This window comes from Solemya velum gill symbiont (genome assembly GCF_002020255.1).
In the GTDB taxonomy this organism is placed as follows: Bacteria; Pseudomonadota; Gammaproteobacteria; order Chromatiales; family Chromatiaceae.
On record NZ_MPQG01000009.1, the window covers coordinates 46251 to 62265 of the forward strand.

A 16015-nucleotide genomic window follows, 5' to 3' on the forward strand; every position below is an offset into this window, starting at 1 on the left:
ACCCCGATAACGGGGTTTATTGTTCTTATTTGGTAACGAGGCAGGCTGTTAACCTGCGCCCAATTGGCAATACATCCCGTACCAACACCATTGGGGCGCAACTATACACCCTTCAACTGAAGAAAATCAACTGTTTCTGCGGAATTATCGACTCACTCTGGCCGAGTCTTGCCGGGTCTATTGGCCGGCGTTATCCATTTCGCCATGGTAGAAAATAACTCGTTGATATTAAAGGGCTTGCCAATCAGGTCGTTCATTCCTGCATCTAACGCTTTTTTTCGATCCTCCTGCATCACATTCGCAGTCAACGCAAGGATCGGCAGGTCAAGGTATTTGTCCATTTCACGAATTTTTCGTGTGGCCATGTAACCATCCATGACAGGCATCTGGCAGTCCATCAGTACGCCATCAAAATCTTCCCCAGACGAACTTATGAGTTCAACAGCTTCTTTGCCGTTGGTTGCTTCCTCCACAACGAGGCCATTGCTGACCAGCACTTCTCTTACAATTTCCATGTTAAACAGGTTGTCTTCTACAAGCAGCAGCTTGGCTCCCTTGAGTCGTTCAATAGCAGTATTCTGACCGGAATTATCAATACCCTGTTCCGAACGGCGCAGTGAGGGCTCACCCTGTTGCTCCTTCAGTCTCACCGTGAAATGGAAGGTACTGCCCTTATCCAACTCGCTCTCTATCCAGATATCGCCCTCCATCAGTTCAATCAGTTGCTTGCAGATAGATAGTCCAAGGCCAGTTCCACCATACTCGCGATTGCTTGATGTATCCGCCTTTTTAAACGGTTGAAAAAGAGTTTTCTGTTGCTCCGGATTTAAGCCAATTCCAGTGTCCTTCACCGAAAAATGCAGCGTAACCAGGCCACTTTCTCTATCAACCAGTTCAGCACCCAGTGTGACTGAACCTCCACTGCCAGTGAAATTGACCGCGTTATTACACAGGTTCAGCAGGACCTGTCCGAGGCGCAACGAATCGCCGACCAGTGCCGTAGGTATATTCTGTTCAATCGTGACATCAAACTGAACCTCCTTCTCTTCACTTTTGAGGCGAAGAATATTGCTCACATTATCGATCAGGTCTTCCAGGCGGAAGTCGATATGTTCCATTTCCAGGTTGCCTGACTCAATCTTGGAAAAATCGAGAATGTCGTTGAGAACGCCAAGTAAGTTCTCCGCCGACAGATGAATCTTGTTGATGTAATTTGACTGTATGTCATCGAGATTTGTCTGTAATGCCAGGTGTGACATGCCGATAATGGCATTCATTGGCGTGCGAATTTCATGGCTTATATTTACAAGAAACTGACTCTTGGCAGAATTGGCAATCGCTGCTTCCTTGATCGCTGCCTCCAGGCTTGCATTGGCCCTGTCTGTTTCTGTCTTTGATGCTTCAAGCTCTATCAGTTTGAGATCGAGTAATTCCTTGTGGAACAGTTCTCTCCAATAACTGTTGTAAACACTCATTGCATAAAGAGAGAGGATGATTTGAAACAGGATCAACATAAAAGCGATCATGTAACTGTCTGTCTGTCTGAAACTGATTAAAACACCCACCATGGGTAGAATCAGCAAACCAGAGAAGAGCACGAACAGGCGCTTTCCGGGTGACAGGCTAATGGAGCCATCTGAAACAAGCATGACAATTGAAATCACGATAATCAGTAATTCTATTGTCATCCCGAGCCTGTAGGCACTCCAGGCTGAGAATAGCCCATAGATAGTGGCAGAGACGAACATGCCGATTCCGAAGAGTAGCTGCCAGACCTCTACATTCTTGCTGTAGATTGCATCGAAACCTATGGCCAGAATCAGCCGACCTAAACCGATAACCAGCAGGAAAATTCCTGCGCCGTAAACCAGGGTGGGACTGTAAGGCACGATATCAGTGGAAATGACAACAAGGAGCCATCCAAACAGGTATATGAAGATACCCGTTATCGATCTGTTAGCGAGGTCACGATCACTCTGCAAACGTACTTCAGGAGAGACCCAATTTAAGTTGGTTTCGTCTTGTTTATTTTGCATGGCAGATGTATTACCGGGCATTTAAGATTTCCAGGCCATTAGTCGTGGTGACTCTATTTTGAAGTCACGCCATTATCCAAGTAAAGAGTTCAGACATTGTTGCAGAGATTCCATTGCCGCGACAAGCTGATTAGAATTGGGCGCCCTGAATAATCGAGCTTCTGGACAACAGTCAGCTCGGCATCATTCACAGGCAATAAAAAAGGCCTGATCGAGAACCGATCAGGCCTTTTAAATTTTAACAAGTTATGAGCAGAGTAACTTGCTTCTGAAATTGGTAGCGGGGGCAGGATTTGAACCTACGACCTTCGGGTTATGAGCCCGACGAGCTGCCAGACTGCTCCACCCCGCATCAACGAGGTGCGTAATATACCGGATGAGTCGGTTAGTGACAAGCGCCAATCATAAGGAATTTGATGGATATCTCATAGTTAACTGATATGCATAATAAAATCCCCGGTAAATAATACCGGGGATCTGTAACCTCATTCAGGAACCGAGCGACAGTAACAACTGGTTGAGTCGCTTGACGAACGAACCCGGGTCTTCAAGACGTCCACCCTCTGCCAACAGCGCCTGGTCAAACAGGATGGATGCAAGGTCTTCAAATGCAGTCTCATCCTCTTCATCCGCCACGCGCTTGACCAGCAAGTGATCAAGATTGACTTCAAGAATCGGTGGTGACTCAGGTGCATCCTGGCCCATCTGCTTGAGGATACGCGCCAGGTTCTGGCTCATATCATTCTCATCAGCGACCAGGCAGGCGGGTGAATCAACCAGTCGTGAACTGGCTCGAACTTCCTTGACCTTGTCACCGAGCATCTCTTTCAGACGCTCGAGAACTACTGCATTCTCCTTCTCGTCCTTTTTCTCTTCACTATCGTCTGATTCTTTGTCACCTTCGAGATCGATGTCTCCACGCGCGACCGAGGTCAGTGCTTTGCCATCAAAATCAGCCAGGTTTGAAACCAGCCACTCATCAACACGATCAGTCAGCAGCAAGACCTCGATGCCCTTCTTACGGAAAATCTCCAGGTGCGGACTGTTTTTGGATGCCTGCCAGGTTTCGGCTGTCAGGTAATAGATCTTATCCTGACCTTCCTGCATGCGTTCGATGTAGTCAGCAAATGAGGTTGTCTGCTCACTGGAGTCTGAAGCGGTGGTCGCAAATCGCAACAGGCCGGCAATGCGCTGGGCATTGGCCGAATCTTCAGCAGGACCTTCCTTGAGGACGGTACCGAACACTTCCCAGAACTTCTGGTACTTTTCGGCATCATTTTTTGCCATCTTCTCGAGCAGACCGAGGATGCGCTTGACGTTAGCTCCGCGAATCGAGTCGATCTTGCGGTTGTGCTGGAGAATTTCACGGGAGACATTGAGTGGCAGATCATCAGAATCGACCACACCCTTGACGAAACGCAGGAAGCGCGGCATCAGCTTGTCGGCCTCATCCATGATGAAAACACGTTTCACATAGAGTTTGACGCCATGTTTCTGATTCGGATCGTAGAGATCATAAGGCGCCTGTGATGGCACGTAGAGCAGCGAGCTGTATTCGTTGTTCCCCTCTACACGGTTATGTACGTGTGCCAGCGGCTCGCTGAAGTCATGCGAGACATGCTGGTAGAAGGTGTTGTACTCCTCTTCAGTGATTTCGTTCTTTGGACGCATCCACAGGGCTGTACCTTTGTTAACCTGCTCCCACTCCGGCTCTGCATCCTCTTCAGTTGGCTCGGAAAGCATCTGAATCGGCAGAGCGACATGGTCAGAGAACTTGCTGATGATGCTGCGCAGGCGCCAGCTGTCAAGAAACTCGTCTTCCTCTTCACGCAGATGAAGCGTGATTGAAGTGCCACGTTCCGGACGTTCAATGTTCTCAATTGAATACTCGGCTTCACCGGTCGACTCCCAGCGCACACCGTGCTCGCTGGTCAGGCCAGCGCGACGGGTCTCGATAGTGACCTTGTCAGCAACAATGTAGGACGAATAGAAACCGACACCAAACTGTCCGATCAGGCGATTGTCCTCAGACTCATCACCGGTTATTGCTTCAACGAATTTTTTCGTGCCCGAACTGGCAATGGTTCCAATCGTCTCCATCACTTCCTGGCGGCTCATGCCGATACCGTTGTCGGTGACCGTGACAGTGCGTGCATCTTTATCGAGTGAGACACGAATCCTCAGATCAGGATCAGATTCATATAACTCATCATCACCGAGCGCTTCAAAGCGCAGCTTTTCGGCTGCGTCAGATGCGTTCGAGACGAGTTCACGCAGGAAAATCTCCTTGTTCGAATAGAGTGAACGGATGACAAGGTTGAGGACTTCAGACACTTCTGTTTTGAATTCAAGCGTCTCTTTGTGAGCTTCAGCAGACATGTAAACATGCTCCAGTATTCAAGAAATTGGAAAAATAGTACCGGTGACACGACAATGCCACCGGAATTTGAAGAAATGTGGAGATCAGTGATTAAAAATTCAAGCCTAGACCAGACATTTCAAGAAGGATTTGGGCTAATCTTCAATTGATGCAAGAATCGATGTGAGCGCCTCGTTCGGCTCTTCAGCACCTGTTATCGGCCTGCCGACTACCAGGTAGCTGGAACCGGCCTGCATGGCGTCTGCAGGTGTCATTACACGGCGCTGGTCACCGGTATCACTGCCGGCCGGGCGTACACCGGGAGTGACAAGCAGAAAATCATTGCCGTTTTCAGCGCGCAGGCGTTCAGCCTCTTTGGGTGAACAGACGACGCCGTGCATGCCGCTTGATTTCGCAAGCGCAGCGAGGCGACTGACATTCTCTTCAGGGGTGCCCGAATAGCCGATTTCGTGAATCTCCTCTTGTGACAAGCTCGTCAGAATGGTCACGGCAATCAGCAGTGTGTCCGAATTGGCCTTATCCAAAGATTCACGTGCAGCTTCCATCATGCGGCGTCCGCCTGATGCGTGCACATTCATCATCCATACGCCCAGCTCTGCAGCTGAACGGCAAGCACCGGCTACGGTGTTCGGAATGTCATGAAACTTGAGATCGAGAAACACCTCGAAGCCCTTTTTCATGCACATTTCTGCTGCAGATGGGCCAAAACGGGTAAACATCTCCTTGCCGATCTTGACACGGCAAAGCGCCGGATCAAGCTGTTCAAGCAAATCCTGCGCCGGTTCAAGTTGCGGATAGTCGACAGCGACAATAATCGGTGACGTCATTCAGAGTATCTCCCGTTGTTTTCAGAGGTAGGCAGCATTGTGCCCCACGTGCGGCACCCTGGGCACTGCCAGTGAAGGGTACGCGTGGTAAAGCCGCAGCGATGACATTGGTAGGCAGACTGAGTATCGGTCATGCTCTGGACCAATGCATCAAGGGTTTCGAGAAATGTCGTCTTGCCACTTCCCTGCTGTGTCAGGCGCATGCGTATGAGTCGCTGTACACCGAGAAGCGAGGGATTGGCAGCGAGTTCATCGTTAAGAAAGCGAATAGCCTCGTCACCGTCCTCACTGTGTTCAATCTCGTCTGCAATCGCCAGCATCACGTAGAGGCTTCTGCGTCGCTGGTATAGTGCCTTGAGCCATTCGAGCCATGCCTGCTCCTGGCCAGTTGCTCTGTGACATTCAGCCATCTGGTTGACAAATTCGCCGATGAAAGCCGGATGTGTCTCAGCAACTCGCTGGTAGAGACGCAGTGCAGTCGTGTAATCCTGCTGCTGCAGGGAAAGCGTGGCCTGGGTCAACAGCGGACGCATAGCCTCCGGTGCAGTCTCACCCGCTTCCTTCAGATAATTTTTTGCATCTTCGTCACGCCCTTCCTGCAGAGCGATATCAGCCAGTTCGCAGAGAAAATGGGAACGATCCCCGGACTGGTCCTCTTCACCGATCTCCTCAAGACGCCGGGTAACATCCAGTGCCTTCTGCCAGTCTTTTTCATGCTGGTAGATGATCTTCAGGTTGCCCAGGGATGTGTTGATAAGCGCATTGTTGTCGATCAGTTCTGAAAAGAGTGCCTCTGCACGATCAAGCAGGCCTGCATTCATATAATCGAGGCCCAGTTCCATCAGGGCTTGCGAGCGTTGCTCTGAGGAGAGCGTCGGACGTGCTATCAGGTTCTGGTGTATACGGATTGCGCGGTCTGTCTCGCCACGCCGGCGGAACAGGCTGCCGAGTGCAAGGTGCATCTCAACCGTTTCACTGTTGACCTCGAGCATGCGCACGAAGACATCAATTGCCTTGTCAGGCTGTTCGTTAACGAGATAGTTAAGACCGCGGAAATAGGCCGGATCAATTTCAGCATTGCGCAGTTTCTCTCGCTCTTTACGAACAGAACGCTTCGCAGCCCACCAGCCAGAGGCGGCAGCGATAGGCAACAGCAGTATGAGAAATTCAGGCATGAGTCTCGGTCAACGGCAGGAATCCTGGAAAAAACTGCTGTGATTTTAGCAGGAATATCCAGTCAGTGCGTCAACCTTATAACGTAAAAACCCCCGCAAGGGTGCGGGGGCTTCACATTCTGATCAGTTAAACCAGATTACTCTTCGCCTTCAACCAGAACGTTGACGATCGCATCAACATCGGTGTGCAGGTGAATCGTTACCTCGTAACCACCAGTGACACGGAAAACACCCTCAGGCAGACGAACTTCAGCCTTATCGACAGGCTTGCCGGCTGCAGTCAGTGCTTCAGCAATGTCGGTGGTTCCGACTGAGCCGAACAGTTTGCCTTCTTCACCGGCCTTCTGTGTGATGGTGACAGTTGCACCGTCGAGTTCTGCCTTGCGTGCTTCAGCAGCAGTCAGCTTCTCGGCAGCCGACTTTTCAAGTTCGGCACGGCGCTTTTCAAACTCTTCAACATTCGCATCTGTTGCAGGCAGTGCACGTCCTGATGGAATCAGGAAATTGCGGCCATAGCCAGATTTAACGTTAACTTTCTCACCCAGATCACCCAGGTTATTTACTTTCTCAAGCAGTATTACTTCCATCTTCAGGAACCCCCGAATCGGTCAATCTTGTTTATTCAAAAAACGTTGCCTGAAATCCATCCAGACATCCGCATATCCAGCAAAACCCAGTAGCATCAGCATCCAGGGTCCTGCAAAAAGCAACAACACGTAAACAGCTATCAACCAGCCACCTGCGTTCATACCATTCAGGCTTGCATGTGCTACTGCAAGCCCCTGTATCGCAAACGCGGCCATTACCAGCATCACTACACCATCAAGCATCATAGCTTCTGATGAAATAATGCCCACCAACATCAGTGGTATGACTGCCAGTGCCAGTATCCGGCTTAACCTGAGGGAATAAAATTCCTCTCGGAAACCGCCCGGATTGTAGAGCAGTGACTGCCACCAGCGACCAATAAAGAGTGCAATCACCAGCTGCAGAAAAAAACCTACTGTCAGCATTGTCGGCAGTACTTGTGCAATATCGGCAACGACACTCTCTGCCGTACCACCACTTGCCTCAAAGGCACCGCCTTTTGCAATCTCTTCAATCACCGGCAAGAGCAACTCGCTCCAGTAAGCGACCGGGTCGTCAAAAACGACATACTGCAAGCCCAGTGCAACCAGGGCGACCAACAATGCTGCCTCTACAGACCACGGCAGGTACTGTGACCAGCGTTGCAGTCCACCGAGAAGGATCATTGGCAGCCACAGAACCAGTGCCGAAATTCCGACAACTACTCCCGCCTGCAGGATGAACTCTCCCAGGCCCCACACTGCAAGCAGTGCGATGGCAACAACAAACAGGGACTCCCTGACGCCGTTAGCCATTACCACGAGTGCAACAGCTGCTGCACTCAATACACCGACCGGCGGTAATAACACTGCCAGTATGGCGGTCGTGGCAATCACCATTACCGCCCTGTACCTGTCCAGCATGACTTGTCTGGCTAACCACTGCATGACAGGAAACCGGTTAATTCAACTGTTTACTAATTATTTGTGCTGATCCGTATAAGGCAGCAGCGCAATGAAACGAGCGCGCTTGACGGCTGTTGCCAGCTGACGCTGGTACTTTGCCTTGGTGCCTGTAATACGGCTTGGTACGATTTTGCCATTCTCACCAATGTATTGCTTCAGGGTATCGAGATCTTTGTAATCGATCTCCTTGGTACCTTCAGCGGTGAAACGGCAGAATTTTCTACGACGAAAAAAACGTGACATCTCTTATATCTCCTGTTTCAGAATCAGGCAGCAGATTCAGCTGCGGCGGGTTCTTCACGAGTATCCTGCCTGGCAAGAAGCGAGGCATCGGTAACAGCTTCATCACGACGGATGACGAGGTTACGCAGGATGGCATCGTTGAAACGGAAATTGCTCTCGATTTCAGCAAGAGTATCGCTGTCACACTCGATGTTCATCAGCACGTAGTGTGCCTTGTGAATTTTGTTGATTGGGTATGCAAGCTGACGACGTCCCCAGTCTTCAAGACGATGGATCTTGCCGCTATTTCCCTCGATCATTGTGCGATAACGCTCAATCATTGAAGGAACCTGCTCACTCTGGTCTGGATGGACCAGGAACACGATTTCATAATGACGCATTGTAGCTCCCTATGAGTTAGTAGCCTCCCGCTAGTGCGGTGAAGCAAGGAGTGTGATTTCATGACATGCACAAAACCACGTAAAGGCGCGCAGTTTAACGACTTTTCAGGAAAATGCAAGTTACGCAGGGAAGGCTCGAGCCCCTCCAAGGGAAGAAATCCAGCTATATGGGGGGCTTGCTTGCTGCGTATGCGATAACACGCTCGATAAAATCCTCTCTAAGAGCTGCATCTTCAAGCATTGTCTCCTCTTCAACCGGAAGGGATGGAAAAGCCCTCACCAGGGTTGCCGCAAACAGGCCCGCTCCACTACCGACGATCTCCCCGCTGTAATCAAATAGAGTGACACCCTGCTTGCCGCAACTGGGAGACCTGCTTTTCAGAATGAAACCATTCAGGTGGCCCAGTTGTTTACACTGCTCGGCAGCCATCGCCTGCATCTGTTGTGTTAAATCTATACTGCTATCAGCCACTTGCGCCAATCGCGTGTTGTTGCCGTCAAGATAGAGCTGCATTGGCGGTCTTGGAACACCAAGCCCGATTGCGGTTTCAGGGCAGAAAACTTCAAAATCAAAATAATCTGACAGGATATCGGCTATGTACGGGTTGCGTTTATGATTTCCGTCGTATCGAACCGGGTTGCCGAGCAGGCAACTGCTTACCCCTAGAATCAATTTCTGTTTCATCTTCTATGCCCGCTAGCAACTATGTTAATGTAGCTAAAAATAATGATGGATTTGTACCAGATGAAGACAATTTTTCTCCTCCTGCCAGCCACCCTGTTATCGGCAGTGCTTGCCTCATGTGCTACAAACGAATCAAAACAACCCATTGATGGAGCAACGCTTTTCGAGGATAACTGCCAGCGTTGCCATCGTTATGCAGACGACCTCCGGGAACCCAAGGACTTCCTCAAGCGGGCAGTCCATGATGGTGGCCGTGACATGCCCTCTTTTCAGAACGTGCTGACCCTTGAAGAAGAGGACGCACTTGCCACTTATCTCTCTACGCTTTAACGCACGAACGGGTTTGTAAGCTTCTCTTCACCAATTGTAGTCTCAGGCCCGTGGCCCGGAACGACCCGAACATCATCCCCGAGCGGAAAAAGTTGATTTTTAATAGAATCGATCAGTTGCTGGTGGTCACCGCCGGGAAAATCACTACGGCCAATTGAGCCTCGAAACAGCAGGTCACCACTGAATACAACATTCGATTTCCGGTGGAAGAGCACAATGTGCCCCGGGGTATGTCCAGGCGTGAACAGAACTTCCATTTTCTCATTACCAAAGAGCAGTTGATCACCGTTATCCAGCCAGTGATCCGGCACAAACTCCCTGCATTCAGGCAGCCCGAACATCTGCGCCTGCTTGTGCAGCGCTTCCAGCCAGTAGGCATCCTCCTTGTGAGGTCCCCAAACCGGGATATAATAATGATCTGCCAATTCAGTCGTCCCACCAACATGGTCGAGGTGTCCGTGGGTCAGATAGATGGCGACCGGCTTGAGTCCCTTGGCATCGGATGCCCTGATCAACTCGTCGGCGTCACCACCCGGGTCAATAAAGACTGATTCTTTAGTCGCATCACACCATGCAATGGAGCAGTTCTGTTCAAACGGTGTGACCGGGATGGAGATGTATCTCATTGTGAAGATTTTCCGGGCGGTGGAATAAATTGAAGCCTATTCTACCTGCCAGTAACAACCCATGTACATGACAGTAAATAATTGATATTTAGCAAGTCGAAAATCACTAAATCATCATATAATCGCCAAGGTTACATTCTTAAAATATGGAATACAGGAAATAGTTATGAAAAAACTCACGAACCGAATTTTTGTTTCAGCCCTGATCATGCTCGCAGGTATCACCTCTGCATATGCTGAAACTTGTGCCGAAAGGGTCACTGTTTCCGATGCATGGGTACGTGAAGTACCACCAGTTTCTCAAACATCAGCTCTCTTCATGACACTGACAAATACCAGTGACAAGGAAGCGGCCCTGGTCAGTGCCAGCGGTGATGTCTCCAAACTGGTAGAACTGCACACCCATGAAACAGATGACAAGGGTGTTCACCGCATGTTCGAGGTAGAGAAAATCATCATCCCAGCCAATGGCAAGACAATGCTGAAACCAATGAGCTATCACGTCATGCTGATTGATCTGCATAATCCGTTAAAAGCAGGCGACATGGTGACTGTAACGCTTAAGTTCAGAGATGGCAGCACCAAGCAGGTTGAAGCACCGGTTAAGAAAATGATGATGCCTGCGATGGACCATTCAAAAATGGATCACTCAAAACATATGCAGCACAAGTAATTTCTCCCCTGGGATCGTCTACCGGTCTTGCGCCGGTATCCATGGATACATGTACTGTTAATAATGGACCCCGGGTCAAACCCGGGGTGATGATTTTCAGAGCCAGAGGTGGCGAATCAGGGAGTCCAGGCTGACGAGTTTGAGAGCCTATAAAGCGTAAGTCAGGAATCGAAAAAACGCCTGAACACCGCTGCCTTATCCAAGCACTCCTGGTACTCTTCATCAGGATCTGAATCAGCAACAATCCCGCCACCAACCCAGTAATGCGCCTGCCCTGCCCTGTGTACCAGGGTTCTAATCGTGATGCTGGTATCCATGTTGCCGTTAAATCCGATATAGCCAATCGAACCACAGTAGATACCCCGCCTGTATGGTTCCAGCTCCTCGATAATCTCCATCGCACGTATCTTGGGCGCACCGGTAATCGAACCACCTGGAAAGGAGGCTCGTAACAAGCTCAGTGCATCTTCGCCTTCACGTAACTCTCCGCCTATGCGACTGACGAGATGATGAACTGTTGGAAAGCTTTCGAGATGAAAGAGGTCTTTGACATGGATTGTGCCCGGCTGACACACGCGCCCGAGGTCATTGCGAAGCAGGTCAACAATCATCAGGTTCTCGGCGCGGTCCTTGCTGCTATTATAGAGTTCATCCTGCAGGGCCAGATCAGCGCTTGCCGACTTGCCGCGTGGGCGTGTTCCCTTGATAGGCTCAGTTGTAACGCGATTACCAGAGAGACGCAGAAAACGTTCTGGTGAGAAGCTCAAAATCTCGATTTCATCGAGACGCATGAAAGCCGCATAAGGTATTGCGTTCTGTTTGCGAATATCGACATAGGCTTGCCAGGCGTCACCCTCGACCGGGGCAGCAAAACGTTGCGTATAGTTGACCTGGTAGCAGTCACCTGCATGGATATAGTCATGAATATGTTTCAGTGCCTGAAGATACTCAGCCTTGGTGACGGATGACTCAAAAGGCTGTAATGCCCTTAGTGCAGCCGCCCTGCTCTTTTCCTGTAGTCCGGGAGCAGAGAGGAGTTCCAGCAACTGTGGCCACTCGGCAGCAATCTTGTCATCTCTTCCCTGCCCGACCAGCCAGCTTCTGCCCAGTTCATGATCGACGATGACTGCCCAGTCATAAATACCAACCATCATTTCCGGCAACTGGTCTATATCCTGAGCCTTCTCGGGCAGCTTTTCGATTGAGCGTGCAAGGTCGTAACCAAAATAGCCGATGGCACCACCTTCAAACGGCAATGAGCCGAGAGCTTGCTGCTGTTCACCCATCGCCTGCCTGAGCAGATTGAATGGATCATCCATCGATTTATGACGCTTTCCATCTTGGCTGATGACTGTCTCACCGGCACGAGTCACCAGTGTTTTAAAAGGATTCGCTGCGAGCAGATCAAACCTGCCGCGGCGATTGCTACCGCCACTGTCGAGAAACACTGGCCACTGCATGTCGGAAATCTGCTCAAACAGCAGCGCCGAGTCAACTGTGTAGGGAATCTCTTCTATGCGTGGAAAGTTCACAGCAGAAAATGGTATGCCAACTGCAAGATAGCTGCCGAAAAGAGGCCGGCGACTATATCGTCAATCATAATGCCGAAGCCGCCACTGACATACTTGTCGAGCCAGCGAATCGGCCATGGTTTGAGGATATCGAAAATACGGAAGAGGATGAAACCGGCAAGAATCCATGGCCAACCGAATGGTGCTCCGGCCATTGTCACCAGGTAGCCGACGATCTCGTCCCACACGATACCGCCATGGTCGTGAACGCCAAGATCTTTTGAGGTCTGTTCGCACAACCAAATGCCAATAACAAAAGTGACCAGGCATATCGCGAGATAAGCAAGCAGAGGTAGTCCCGCAATCAGCAGATAGAGAGGGATCGCAACCAGTGTGCCCATGGTGCCGGGCGCAAATGGAGAGAGACCCGAACCGAAACCGACAGCAAGAATATGCACGGGATTTTTCATATCGAAGCTATTCATGAGTCGCTTTCCGGAAAATGGTCATAACCCTGCAGGTTAGACTCGCATGAACCACCAGAAGACAAAAAGTCGATACCCGGCTGCTGTCGTATCTTGCCAATACAGGTCAGGCGCAAGTCAAGTTCCTTTGATAACTGTGTGACTCTCTCTTGCCGTGATGAATCAATAGTAAAACAGAGTTCGTAATCATCACCAGCACTGACAGCCAGACGCCAGTCAGACAATGTTCTAACTGCATCCGAGAGCGGCAGTTCGTGCGTCTCTATTACAGCACCACATTGTGAGCGTTCGCAAATATGTCCAAGGTCACTGGCAAGCCCGTCGGAAAGATCGATGGCAGCAGTTGCCACCTCTCTCAGGGCAATACCGAGTTCAATTCTGGGCTGCGGGGATTCAAGGCGTTGCCTGAGTGTCTGCAGTTCATCAGTCGGTGTGATTCGTCCCTGAAGCATTGCCAGTGCAAGACCTGCATCACCAATTGTATGACTGACAAAGACAAGATCACCCGGCCTGGCACCACTACGCCTGATCGCCTTCCCTGCTGGAACAAGACCATGTACCTGCAAGCTGACAGTGAGTGGGCCACTGGTCGTGTCACCACCAACAAGCTGTACACCATAGTTTGATGAAAGTGCCGAGAAACCACGCATGAAACCTGCCAGCCACTCTTCATCCGCATCGGGCAGAGTCAATCCCATGGTTACCCATGCAGGTTCTGCACCCATGGCGGCAAGATCACTGAGGTTAACAGCCAGCACCTTGTGGCCAATGAGTTCGGGAGCGGCATCCGGGAAAAAATGGCGCCCGCTAACGAGTGTATCGAGAGAAACCGCCAGTTCCATTCCTTGCGGGACATCGAGCAAGGCACAGTCATCGCCGATACCGAGCGTCACATCATCACGTCGCAGAGATTGCGACCTGAGAATAGATTCGATCAGATCAAATTCGGAACTGCTCACTGTGCTTCAGCCTGCAGGCTTTCACTTCTTTTTCGCTTCAAATGGGCGTAACTCCGGCGCAAGCTTGTCGAGAACACCATTGATGTATCTGTGTCCCTGGTCGGCACCGTATGTCTTGGCCAACTCCACGCCTTCGTTAATGACAACCCGAAAAGGAATTTCAGGGTGTTGCATCATTTCATAAACCCCTAGCCGCAGTATCGCGCGCTCCACCGGATCAACCTGTTCGATGGAACGATTAATCAGGGGCTTGATCTTTTCATCAATGGAGTCGAGATGTGAAGGGACTCCAGCCAGCAGGTCACGAAAATAGGGAACGTCAAAAGTGCCCATATCCTCGTCGCCAAGAAACTGGTTGATGATCTCGGCAACGTTCTGTTCATTGACCTGCCATTGATAAAGGCCCTGCATAGCGAGCTGCCGGGCCTTGTGACGTTTATTTGACATTGAAATCAGATTTGCCTGAGGAGGTTAACCATCTCGATGGCTGTAGCAGCCGCTTCACCGCCCTTGTTGCCTGCCTTGGTACCGGCACGCTCAATGGCCTGTTCAATCGTGTCGACAGTAAGAACGCCGAAACTGATTGGTACGCCGCGATTGAGGCTGACCTGTGACATTCCCTTGACTGCTTCACCGGCAACATATTCGAAATGCGGAGTGCCGCCGCGAATAACAGCGCCGAGTGCGATAATGGCATCGTACTCACCCTTGGCCGCGATCTTGTCCAGTGCTACAGGCAGTTCAAAGGCTCCGGGCAGACGCACAACAGTAATTTCGTCTTCGCTCGCACCATGTCGCAACAGTGTATCGATTGCGCCTTTCTCAAGACTTTCCACGACAAAGCTGTTCCAGCGAGTTACCACGACGCAGAATTTAGCGCCCGAGACTGTCATGCCGCCTTCGATCGTTTTGATGCTCATTTGACTAACCTTTTTACTCTTTGATTTCAGTTAATTATAAATACTTTTTAGATCAAGTCTATATTGACCTTTTACTCGCTTTCAACAAACTCAACAACTTCGAGGTTGAATCCATGCAGACCGTGCAAGTTGATTGGTGCGCTCATGACACGCATCTTGCCAACACCGAGGTCAGCCAGGATCTGTGCACCGGCACCAAGCGTGCGCAACTCCTTGCGACTATCTGCATCGCCAGACGCTTTTGCGGGTGCAGACGCCCTGCCTGCCGCTACCTCAATACGCTGTACGAGTTCCTTGGGGCTGTCATGGTTACGCAGTACGACAATTACACCTTCACCCTCACGGGCAATCTGCTCCATCGCGCTGCGTAGCGGCCAACCGCTGCCTGATATATTGGCATCGAACAGGTCGTGGATTGAATTTTGCACATGGACACGAACCAGCACGGGCTTGTCAGGTGACGGTTCGCCCATGACCAGAGCCATGTGAACATCACGGTCAACAGTATCCTCATAGGCATAAAGCTTGAAATCGCCGTGATCTGTCGGCAAGTCGCAGCTATTGATGCGCTCAACCGTCTTTTCATTTCTGATGCGATACTGAATCAGGTCCTCGATCGTGCCGATCTTGAGATCGTGCTCTTCAGCAAAGCTTTCAAGATCGGGGCGCCGTGCCATGGTGCCGTCCTCATTGAGGATCTCGACAATCACACCTGCAGGATTATAGCCGGCCAGTCGTGCCAGGTCGCAGCCAGCCTCGGTGTGTCCAGCGCGCACCAGGGTTCCACCCGGCTGTGCCATCAGTGGGAAGATATGGCCCGGCTGCACAAGATCCTGTGGCGTGGCATCCTCGGCAACTGCTGCCAGCACGGTTGTCGCGCGGTCACCAGCAGAAATACCTGTTGTCACGCCTTCAGCCGCCTCGATAGAGACAGTAAAGTTAGTCGACTGAAGCAGATCCTCACCAGAAACCATCAGTGGAAGACGCAGCTGCTTGCAGCGCTTGTCGGTCAGTGTCAGGCAGATAAGACCACGTCCGTGGGTTGCCATGAAGTTGATTGCATCAGGCGTAACCGCCTCGGCAGCCATCAACAGGTCACCCTCGTTTTCGCGATCCTCGTCATCCATGATGATGACCATTTTGCCCTGACGGATATCCTCGATAATCTCGTCGATCGAATTCAGCGCCATAACTCTCTAATTGCCCAGATCTGAAAAAATAGCAGCACATTCTAACGGAAAACGGCTTCGAGC

Annotated in this window: 18 protein-coding genes and 1 tRNA gene; 2 read left to right on the forward strand and 17 right to left on the reverse strand. The window is 50.7% G+C overall.

Annotation, left to right across the window (positions count from 1 at the left end; all coding sequences use genetic code 11):
* Positions 1-152: 152 nt before the first annotated feature.
* The 10 genes from BOW06_RS07685 to BOW06_RS07730 form a co-directional block, all read right to left on the reverse strand.
* The gene (locus BOW06_RS07685; RefSeq protein WP_078453272.1) at positions 153-2057 is read right to left on the reverse strand and encodes a hybrid sensor histidine kinase/response regulator; all 1905 of its coding nucleotides are present in this window, start codon (positions 2055-2057) and stop codon (positions 153-155) included.
* Positions 2058-2311: 254 nt separating this feature from the next.
* Positions 2312-2388, reverse strand: a tRNA-Met gene (locus BOW06_RS07690).
* Positions 2389-2525: 137 nt separating this feature from the next.
* Positions 2526-4415 (reverse strand): molecular chaperone HtpG, encoded by a 1890-nt coding sequence (htpG, locus tag BOW06_RS07695; protein WP_043115661.1) that lies wholly within the window; start codon positions 4413-4415, stop codon positions 2526-2528.
* Positions 4416-4550: 135 nt separating this feature from the next.
* Complete coding sequence (gene pyrF, locus BOW06_RS07700; protein ID WP_043115659.1) at positions 4551-5243, reverse strand: orotidine-5'-phosphate decarboxylase; 693 nt, start codon at positions 5241-5243, stop codon at positions 4551-4553.
* Positions 5240-6418, reverse strand: coding sequence for a lipopolysaccharide assembly protein LapB (lapB, locus tag BOW06_RS07705; RefSeq protein WP_043115657.1), 1179 nt, complete (start codon positions 6416-6418; stop codon positions 5240-5242). The genes pyrF and lapB overlap by 4 nt, the downstream gene beginning before the upstream one ends.
* A gap of 137 nt (positions 6419-6555) precedes the next feature.
* A complete protein-coding gene (gene rplI / locus BOW06_RS07710; protein WP_043115656.1) occupies positions 6556-7005 on the reverse strand; it encodes a 50S ribosomal protein L9 in 450 nt (149 codons plus the stop codon).
* A 21-nt stretch (positions 7006-7026) separates the two neighbouring features.
* Positions 7027-7932 carry a hypothetical protein gene (locus tag BOW06_RS07715; protein WP_143555756.1) on the reverse strand — a complete coding sequence of 302 codons (906 nt, stop codon included), beginning with the start codon at positions 7930-7932 and terminating at the stop codon, positions 7027-7029.
* A gap of 33 nt (positions 7933-7965) precedes the next feature.
* Entirely contained in the window at positions 7966-8193 is a 228-nt protein-coding gene (rpsR, locus tag BOW06_RS07720; protein WP_043115652.1) for a 30S ribosomal protein S18, read from the reverse strand.
* Positions 8194-8216: 23 nt separating this feature from the next.
* The gene (gene rpsF / locus BOW06_RS07725) at positions 8217-8573 is read right to left on the reverse strand and encodes a 30S ribosomal protein S6 (RefSeq protein ID WP_043115650.1); all 357 of its coding nucleotides are present in this window, start codon (positions 8571-8573) and stop codon (positions 8217-8219) included.
* Between the two features lie 163 nt (positions 8574-8736).
* On the reverse strand, positions 8737-9258 hold the full coding sequence (locus BOW06_RS07730) for a 2-thiouracil desulfurase family protein (RefSeq protein WP_052131977.1): 522 nt from the start codon (positions 9256-9258) through the stop codon (positions 8737-8739).
* Between the two features lie 60 nt (positions 9259-9318).
* On the opposite strand from BOW06_RS07730, the gene BOW06_RS07735 reads away from it, so the two are divergent.
* Entirely contained in the window at positions 9319-9588 is a 270-nt protein-coding gene (locus BOW06_RS07735; RefSeq protein WP_162181079.1) for a c-type cytochrome, read from the forward strand.
* Here BOW06_RS07735 and BOW06_RS07740 read toward each other — a convergent pair.
* Positions 9585-10214 (reverse strand): MBL fold metallo-hydrolase, encoded by a 630-nt coding sequence (locus tag BOW06_RS07740; protein WP_078453266.1) that lies wholly within the window; start codon positions 10212-10214, stop codon positions 9585-9587. The genes BOW06_RS07735 and BOW06_RS07740 overlap by 4 nt on opposite strands.
* Positions 10215-10380: 166 nt before the next feature.
* Between BOW06_RS07740 and BOW06_RS07745 the strand changes: the two genes are divergently transcribed.
* A complete protein-coding gene (locus tag BOW06_RS07745; protein ID WP_043115646.1) occupies positions 10381-10887 on the forward strand; it encodes a copper chaperone PCu(A)C in 507 nt (168 codons plus the stop codon).
* 161 nt (positions 10888-11048) lie between these two features.
* Here BOW06_RS07745 and pabB read toward each other — a convergent pair whose 3' ends face one another.
* The 6 genes from pabB to ribBA form a co-directional block, all read right to left on the reverse strand.
* Positions 11049-12419, reverse strand: coding sequence for an aminodeoxychorismate synthase component I (gene pabB, locus BOW06_RS07750; RefSeq protein WP_230208703.1), 1371 nt, complete (start codon positions 12417-12419; stop codon positions 11049-11051).
* Positions 12416-12883, reverse strand: coding sequence for a phosphatidylglycerophosphatase A family protein (locus BOW06_RS07755; RefSeq protein WP_043115643.1), 468 nt, complete (start codon positions 12881-12883; stop codon positions 12416-12418). The genes pabB and BOW06_RS07755 overlap by 4 nt, the downstream gene beginning before the upstream one ends.
* A complete protein-coding gene (gene thiL, locus BOW06_RS07760) occupies positions 12880-13842 on the reverse strand; it encodes a thiamine-phosphate kinase (RefSeq protein ID WP_043115641.1) in 963 nt (320 codons plus the stop codon). The genes BOW06_RS07755 and thiL overlap by 4 nt, the downstream gene beginning before the upstream one ends.
* A gap of 21 nt (positions 13843-13863) precedes the next feature.
* Entirely contained in the window at positions 13864-14289 is a 426-nt protein-coding gene (gene nusB / locus BOW06_RS07765) for a transcription antitermination factor NusB (RefSeq protein ID WP_043115640.1), read from the reverse strand.
* 5 nt (positions 14290-14294) lie between these two features.
* A complete protein-coding gene (gene ribH, locus BOW06_RS07770; protein ID WP_043115639.1) occupies positions 14295-14762 on the reverse strand; it encodes a 6,7-dimethyl-8-ribityllumazine synthase in 468 nt (155 codons plus the stop codon).
* A 71-nt stretch (positions 14763-14833) separates the two neighbouring features.
* On the reverse strand, positions 14834-15952 hold the full coding sequence (gene ribBA, locus BOW06_RS07775) for a bifunctional 3,4-dihydroxy-2-butanone-4-phosphate synthase/GTP cyclohydrolase II (protein WP_043115637.1): 1119 nt from the start codon (positions 15950-15952) through the stop codon (positions 14834-14836).
* Positions 15953-16015: the final 63 nt, after the last annotated feature.

Bases quoted from the DNA above. Each gene is read 5' to 3' on its own strand.
- BOW06_RS07685 (WP_078453272.1), bottom strand. From the start codon at position 2,057: ATGCCCGGTAATACATCTGCCATGCAAAATAAACAAGACGAAACCAAC.
- htpG (WP_043115661.1), bottom strand. From the start codon at position 4,415: ATGTCTGCTGAAGCTCACAAAGAGACGCTTGAATTCAAAACAGAAGTG.
- pyrF (WP_043115659.1), bottom strand. From the start codon at position 5,243: ATGACGTCACCGATTATTGTCGCTGTCGACTATCCGCAACTTGAACCG.
- lapB (WP_043115657.1), bottom strand. From the start codon at position 6,418: ATGCCTGAATTTCTCATACTGCTGTTGCCTATCGCTGCCGCCTCTGGC.
- rplI (WP_043115656.1), bottom strand. From the start codon at position 7,005: ATGGAAGTAATACTGCTTGAGAAAGTAAATAACCTGGGTGATCTGGGT.
- BOW06_RS07715 (WP_143555756.1), bottom strand. From the start codon at position 7,932: ATGCAGTGGTTAGCCAGACAAGTCATGCTGGACAGGTACAGGGCGGTA.
- rpsR (WP_043115652.1), bottom strand. From the start codon at position 8,193: ATGTCACGTTTTTTTCGTCGTAGAAAATTCTGCCGTTTCACCGCTGAA.
- rpsF (WP_043115650.1), bottom strand. From the start codon at position 8,573: ATGCGTCATTATGAAATCGTGTTCCTGGTCCATCCAGACCAGAGTGAG.
- BOW06_RS07730 (WP_052131977.1), bottom strand. From the start codon at position 9,258: ATGAAACAGAAATTGATTCTAGGGGTAAGCAGTTGCCTGCTCGGCAAC.
- BOW06_RS07735 (WP_162181079.1), top strand. From the start codon at position 9,319: ATGAAGACAATTTTTCTCCTCCTGCCAGCCACCCTGTTATCGGCAGTG.
- BOW06_RS07740 (WP_078453266.1), bottom strand. From the start codon at position 10,214: ATGAGATACATCTCCATCCCGGTCACACCGTTTGAACAGAACTGCTCC.
- BOW06_RS07745 (WP_043115646.1), top strand. From the start codon at position 10,381: ATGAAAAAACTCACGAACCGAATTTTTGTTTCAGCCCTGATCATGCTC.
- BOW06_RS07755 (WP_043115643.1), bottom strand. From the start codon at position 12,883: ATGAATAGCTTCGATATGAAAAATCCCGTGCATATTCTTGCTGTCGGT.
- nusB (WP_043115640.1), bottom strand. From the start codon at position 14,289: ATGTCAAATAAACGTCACAAGGCCCGGCAGCTCGCTATGCAGGGCCTT.
- ribH (WP_043115639.1), bottom strand. From the start codon at position 14,762: ATGAGCATCAAAACGATCGAAGGCGGCATGACAGTCTCGGGCGCTAAA.
- ribBA (WP_043115637.1), bottom strand. From the start codon at position 15,952: ATGGCGCTGAATTCGATCGACGAGATTATCGAGGATATCCGTCAGGGC.